This window comes from Streptomyces sp. WAC06614 (assembly GCF_003949795.1).
Classification (GTDB): Bacteria; Actinomycetota; Actinomycetes; order Streptomycetales; family Streptomycetaceae; genus Streptomyces.
Genome location: NZ_RPRY01000364.1, coordinates 1 through 6597 on the forward strand (window position 1 = coordinate 1; position 6597 = coordinate 6597).

The window sequence follows — 6597 nt, forward strand, 5'->3', positions numbered from 1 at the left end:
TCCCCGGCCAGCACCCCAGGGAGCTGATCGAGGCCCGTGATCCGGTGCGCGCCCTCCGGACCGGGGCCGGGGCGCGCGCGACCCCCGGCGGCGCGCCATAGGCCGGGACCGGGGCGGCGGCCGCCGCGAGTGCGGCGGCTCCGGCGATGTACTGCCATGCGGCCACGGCCTGATCCTCCCGTTCCGGTGCGCGGGGTGGTACGCGTGAGGTGGTTCCTGCTGAAGAAACGATCAGAGCGGGGCTTCGATACGCGGTCCGCGCGCCAAGATCCCCTCCAGAGGGGGTCACTTCCGGCCATCTGGCCAGTAGCCTGCCCCGGTGGACGAGTGGGAGCGGTGGGAGCACCGGGTCCAGACCGCCGCGCACCCGGTGGTCTACCGGCTGCTCACGGCGGTCGCGGCACGCGGTCCGGTGGTGCGCGTGCCCGGCGTGGGGGTGGTGGTGAGCGATGCCCGGACCGCCCGGGAGGTGCTCACCGACCCCGGTGCCTTCACCAAGACCGGCCCGGGGGCGGCGGCGCAGCTGTGGACCCCTGTCCTCGGTGCGCGCACGCTGATCACCCTGGACGGCGCCGCACACGCGACGCTGCGGCGGCGCCTGGCCGGGCTGTTCGCGCCGGGCCAGGTCGGTGCCGTGTGCGCACGGGCGCTGCGGGCTCCGCTGGCCCGGGCCACGCAGCGGCTGGCCGCCGGGGGCACGGTGGACCTGGTGCCGGTGGTGCGCGAGGGCGCGGGCGCGGTGATCCGGGAGCTGGTGGGGCTGCCGCCGGACGCGGTCGCCGATGTCGCCGGGGCCTCGGCGGTGCTGGCCGGGACCCGGCTGTGGCGGACCTCGCTGACCGGGCGGCAGACGGCCCGGGCCCGGGCCGCCCTGGCCGGGCTGAGCGAGGCGGCCGTGGCGGCGTACCGGTCGGGCGACGGGTCGACCGTGCCGGGGCGGCTGCGGGGGCTGGGCCTGACCGAGGCGGAGGCGCGCGGCGCGGTGGGGATGTTCCTGCTGACCGGGACCGAGACGCTGGTGTCGTTCGTGCCGCGGCTGATAGCGCTGGCGCACGACGTCGGGCGGGGCCCGGACCGGATCACCGACGCGGTGGTGGAGGAGGCGCTACGGGTGACCTCCCCGACCCCGGTGATGCTGCGCAGCGCCGCGCGCGACGGGCGGCTGGGCGGGGTCCGGGTGCGCACCGGCGACCGGGTGGTCCTGGCCGGCCTGCTGTGCACCCGCTCGGCGGGCCCGTTCGACCCGGAGGGGACCTCCCGAACCGCCCTGAACCGCCTGTGGTTCGGCGCCGGCCCGCACTTCTGCCTGGGCATGCCCCTGGCCATGGCCGAGACCGCGGCGGTCCTGCGCGCCCTGCGCCCGTTCCCCCATCTGACGGTCACCTCCCGCCGCCCGTCCCGCGGGGTCCTGATCCCCTCCTACGCCGCCCTGACCGTGCGCGCGGCACCTGCGGGCCCATAGGGCCGACGGCCGCCGCCCCGCACCGGCCGGGCACTAGCGGGGGGACCCAGGGGTCAGGGTCGGCCCCGGCAGGTAGCGGCGGAAACGGTGGGCGGTCAGCCCGGGGAAGGCGGCCACCTCGGCCCACTGCGGGGTGGCGGAGCCGATACCGGCGCCGGGCGAGGCCAACGCCTCGACATGGGCCTCCTCGCTCGTCCACTCGGCGTAGTTGAGCATCCGGGCGCCGTCCGTGCCCAGGTGGAAGGAGCCCGAGATCCCGCCGGCCGGCGCGGCCGGGTCGGTGGTCAGGGCGTCCAGGACCAGGTCCACCCAGGTCCGGGCCGCGTCCGGCCCGGCGCCGTCGAACTCCGCCTCCACCACGACGACGCACCCCGGCACCACGTCCCGCCCGGCCGCGCCCGTGCCGAGGGAGCGGTACGGCGCGTACGTGTGCAGGCCCACCCGCTGGATGCCCGGCACGGCGGCGTCGATCTCGGCGTTGCGGTCGTCGCGGAAGGTGCGCACGAACTCCTGGTACGCGGCCTCGTCCGTCCACTGCGAGTAGTGGAAGAGGGTGTCGCCGTCCGTGCCGATGTGCACGGAGTACGACAGCAGGCCCACGGCCGGCCAGTCCCGGCTCGCCCAGGCCGCGGCGATGGCGTCCACGGTGGCCCGTTGCCGCTCGGGGGTGCCCACGCGCCACGTGCTGGCCTTGACGACGCCGACGTCCGTGCGGTCGAGGTCGGGGCGGGGGACGGTACGGACCACTGCCTTCATGGTGGGGCCTTCCGGGAGGTGGGCGGGGTGCGCGGCGGGGTGCCGCGTGCCGTGCTCCCAGCCTCGTTCCTCGAGCGCGCTTGAGGTCAAGATCCGCCGCCCGTGGGGCCGGATACGCCGCAGGGGGCGCGATCCGTGCGGATCGCGCCCCCTGCGCACGTCGGGCAACAGGCCCCGGGCTCTGGCCGAGGGCCCGTCCGGCCCCGGTCGGGCCTCAGCCGGCCTCGGCGCCGCCGAAGCGCTCGCGGTAGGACTCCAGGTCCTCGTCCGTGATCTTGGCGAACAGCACCGGCGGCACGGTGAACGCCGTGCCCGCCGCGACCGCGTCCAGGGCCGCGGCCTGCTCCGGGGTGACCCAGGTGGCGGTGTCGTCGGCCACGGCGAAGGCGGAGCGCATGGCGCGGGCGGTGGCCGGGATGAACGGCTCGGAGACCACCGAGTAGAGGTGGATGAGGTTCATCGCGGTGCGCAGCGTGAGCGCGGCGCCGTCCTGGTCGGTCTTGATCTCCAGCCAGGGGGCCTTCTCCTCCAGGTAGGAGTTGCCCGCCGACCACAGGGCGCGCAGCGCGGCCGCCGCCTTGCGGAACTGCAGCGTCTCCATGTGGCCCTCGTACTCGGCCAGCAGCTCCGCGATCTGGCGGCCCAGCTTCGCCTCCGCCTCGCCCGCCGCGTGGCCCGCGGGGACCTCGTCGCCGAAGCGCTTGCGGGAGAAGGACAGCACCCGGTTGACGAAGTTGCCGAGGGTGTCGGCGAGGTCCTTGTTGACCGTGGCGGTGAAGTGCTCCCAGGTGAACGAGGAGTCGTCCGACTCGGGGGCGTTGGCGATCAGGAAGTAGCGCCAGTAGTCGGCGGGCAGGATCTCCAGCGCCTGGTCGGTGAAGACACCGCGCTTCTGGGAGGTGGAGAACTTGCCGCCGTAGTACGTGAGCCAGTTGAAGGCCTTGACGTAGTCGACCATCTTCCACGGCTCGCGCACGCCCAGCTCGGTGGCCGGGAACATCACGGTGTGGAACGGGACGTTGTCCTTGGCCATGAACTGGGTGTAGCGGACGTCCTCGGCCTCGAACCACCAGGACTTCCAGTCGCGGGACTCCCCGTCGGTGGCGTCGGCCCACTCCTTGGTGGCGCCGATGTACTCGACGGGGGCGTCGAACCAGACGTAGAAGACCTTGCCCTCGGCGGCCAGCTCCGGCCAGGTGTCCGCCGGGACCGGCACGCCCCAGTCCAGGTCGCGGGTGATCGCGCGGTCGTGCAGGCCCTCGGTCAGCCACTTGCGGGCGATGGAGGAGGCGAGCTGCGGCCACTCCTCCTCGTGCTCGGCGACCCAGGCCTCGACCTCGTGCTGGAGCTTGGACTGGAGCAGGAAGAGGTGCTTGGTCTCGCGGACCTCCAGGTCGGTGGAGCCGGAGATCGCGCTGCGCGGGTCGATCAGGTCCGTCGGGTCCAGGACGCGGGTGCAGTTCTCGCACTGGTCGCCGCGGGCCTTGTCGTAGCCGCAGTGCGGGCAGGTGCCCTCGACGTAGCGGTCCGGCAGGAAGCGGCCGTCGACCGGGGAGTACACCTGGCGGATCGCCCGCTCCTCGATGAACCCGTTCTCGTGGAGCCGGCGGGCGAAGTGCTGGGTGATCTCACGGTTCTGCTCGGAGGAGCTGCGCCCGAAGTAGTCGAAGGAGAGCTCGAAGCCGTCGTAGACCGCCTTCTGGGCGTCGTGCGCCTGGCCGCAGAACTCGGCCACCGTCAGTCCGGCCGCCTTGGCGGCGAGCTCGGCGGGGGTGCCGTGCTCGTCGGTGGCACAGATGTAGAGGACGTCGTGGCCCCGCTGGCGGAGGTACCGGGAGTACACGTCCGCCGGAAGCATCGACCCGACCATGTTGCCCAGGTGCTTGATCCCGTTGATATAGGGAAGCGCGCTGGTGATCAGGTGTCGAGCCATCCTCGGATGCTCCATTCATATGTGCGGTACGTGACGGACAGTGATTCGGCTCATCGTAGCGAACCGACCGGTGGCCTCGCGCCGCGAATTCGACGGCCCAGCGTACAACCGCTCGCCCCGAGAGCCGGGCCGGGCATACCCTGACTTCCCCAAGGGCATATGCATCAGGGCGAGTTGGGCTCCGGTGCGGTCGGGGGCGATCACCGAACGGCCATCACCGAACGTAATATTTCCAGGATTCTTCTCTGCACATTCCACCGCCCCCGAACGCTGAAAGGGTTGGAGGCGAGCGTCTCCAGTGCCGCAAGGGGAGAGGTGCAACGGTGAGCGATGGCGGACCGGAGGAGTCCGGAGGGGCGGTGGGGCTGCCCAGCCGACGGAAACGGCCGACTCCCATGAGCCAGTGGGACGCGCCGGCACGCCTGTCGTACTGGGCCTTCCACGCCAACCGGCGACCCGCCTACATGAGGTTCGCGTACCTCCAGCTGGGCTCGGACGCGGACGCCGAGGACGCGGTGGACGCCACCTTCGACGCGATCATGAACGAGTGGCTGCGCATGCTGCACATGGACCGGCTGGAGGCCTACGCCTGGACCGTCCTCAAGCACCGCATAGTCGACCAGCAGCGCAAACGGAACCGCCGGCCGGAGCCGATGGACATCAGCGCCTTCGAGGCCGCCCTCAAGGACGCCGCGGTGGACCCGTACGACGTGCTGACCGACACGATCCAGTTCTACTCGGCGGTCTCGCGACTCGCCGAGCGCCAGCGTGACGCCGTCCTGCTGCGGTACGGGCTCCAGTGCACCACCGGTGAGGCCGCCGCCGTGATGGGCGTCGAGGAGGCCACCGTCCGCTCCCACCTCAGCCAGGCGCTCCGGCGGCTCGCCCGACTGCTCGCCGCCCCTCGTGACGGGATGCCCGGCTCATGACCGACCGTGACCGCGCCCCCCGCCCGCTGGCCCACTACCTGGCCCGGGCCGGGGTCCGTGACCGTTACGCCCGCTACGACCTGCCCGCCGCCGAGGCGCGCCTGCTGCGCACCCGCACCAGTCACCGCTGCCCGTGGAACGGCGGCTGGAGCGACCCCGCCCGCGACTGCCCGGTCGACGCCGAGCAGGCCCGGCGGGACCTGAAGGCGGTGTGCCTGGCCGTGGTGTGCGCACCGGACGCCGCCGCTCTGCTCGACGCCTTCCGCGCCGGCCACCACGGCGACCCGGCGGGCGCCCTGACCTTCGCCTGTCTGCTGCACCTGTCGGGGCTGCGCGACGGCGCGCGGTTCTGGTGGCAGTTCGCCGCCGGCGCCGGCGTGGCCCGGGCCTCCTACTGCCTCTTCCTCGACCACTCGCGACGCGGGGAGCACCACGACGCCCGGGTCTGGGCCGAGGAGCTGGCCGGGAGCGGATTCCGCCCGGGCGGCCCGCGGGAGCTGCGGGAGGTCCGGCTGTGCGCCCAGGCCGCGGTGCTGCGCCAGGTCGACCGGGCCGAGGACGTCGACCTCGGACAGGTGCCCCTGCCCCGGGCGGGCCTGGCCGCGGTCCTGCCCGCGTTCCTGCCCAGCGGTACGGCGGGCGGCCCGCCCGCACCGCCGCCCCGCTCCCCCGGCCCGCTGCGCCATCCGGCCCTGACCGCGGCCGCGCGACGGTCCGCACGGCAGACCCCGGCCGGCGCGGGCGACCGGGCCCTGGCGGAGGCGCGGCGCGCACTGGCCGTCGTACGGGTCCTGGAACGGCACCCGCGCGGGGTGCGCGGCGGGCAGCTGCGCCGGGAGACCGGGCTGGCCGGGCCGGAGCTGCGGGCCGCCCTGGCGATGCTGTGCGAGGAGGAGTACGCCTGGCGGGCCGCCCCCGGCGTCTACGCCCGTGGCCCGGCCCTGGACCGGCTGGCCGCACCCGGCGGCGCCGGCCTGGCGGACCAGCTCCAGCGCACCCTGGCCCTGGCCCGCGACAGCGTGGGCGCGGCGGTGTACCTCAGCCGGTACACGGCCGGTGAGGTCCGGATCACGCAGATGGCGGCCGGGCCCGGGACCCCGCCCGTGAACGAATGGGTCGACTTCCGCAACGCCGCGCACGCCAGCGCGGTCGGCAAGTGCCTGCTGACCCAGCTCGACCACGACGGCCGCGCCGACCACGTGGCCCGGCACCGGCCGGCCCGGCTCACGGCCCGGACGATCACCGACAGCCGGGCCCTGTTCACCGCCCTGGACGCGGTCGCGCCCGGCGATCCGGTCTTCGACCTGCGGGAGTACTCCCCGGGCGTGGTCTGCTCGGCCCTCCCCCTCTCCGCCGGCGGTACGGCCGCCAGCCTGGCCCTGTCCCTGCCCGCCGCCCACGCCCACCGGCTCCGCCCGGCCACCCGTACGCTGCGCCGCAAGGTGGTCCCGATCCTGCTGACCCTCCTCCTCACCGGCGCGATCCCCCCGGACCCGCCGTCCCCGGCCGGCCCGGCC

The 6597-nt window shown here is 74.4% G+C and carries 5 protein-coding genes; 3 read left to right on the plus strand and 2 right to left on the minus strand.

Annotated features, from left to right (window positions below; translation table 11 throughout):
- Window positions 1–319: 319 nt before the first annotated feature.
- Window positions 320–1462, plus strand: a complete 1143-nt coding sequence (locus EF918_RS39215; protein ID WP_125652201.1) for a cytochrome P450 — start codon at window positions 320–322, stop codon at window positions 1460–1462.
- A 33-nt stretch (window positions 1463–1495) separates the two neighbouring features.
- Here EF918_RS39215 and EF918_RS30725 read toward each other — a convergent pair whose 3' ends face one another.
- Both EF918_RS30725 and metG read right to left on the minus strand, forming a co-directional pair.
- The gene (locus tag EF918_RS30725) at window positions 1496–2218 is read right to left on the minus strand and encodes an antibiotic biosynthesis monooxygenase (protein ID WP_125652202.1); all 723 of its coding nucleotides are present in this window, start codon (window positions 2216–2218) and stop codon (window positions 1496–1498) included.
- Between the two features lie 214 nt (window positions 2219–2432).
- Window positions 2433–4151: a methionine--tRNA ligase gene (gene metG, locus EF918_RS30730; protein WP_125652203.1), complete on the minus strand. Its 1719-nt coding sequence runs from the start codon at window positions 4149–4151 to the stop codon at window positions 2433–2435.
- Window positions 4152–4546: 395 nt separating this feature from the next.
- Between metG and EF918_RS30735 the strand changes: the two genes are divergently transcribed.
- On the plus strand, window positions 4547–5080 hold the full coding sequence (locus EF918_RS30735) for an RNA polymerase sigma factor (protein WP_226730118.1): 534 nt from the start codon (window positions 4547–4549) through the stop codon (window positions 5078–5080).
- Window positions 5081–5832: 752 nt separating this feature from the next.
- Window positions 5833–6597: IclR family transcriptional regulator C-terminal domain-containing protein (locus tag EF918_RS38685; RefSeq protein ID WP_125652205.1), on the plus strand; the 765-nt coding region annotated here is incomplete at its 3' end.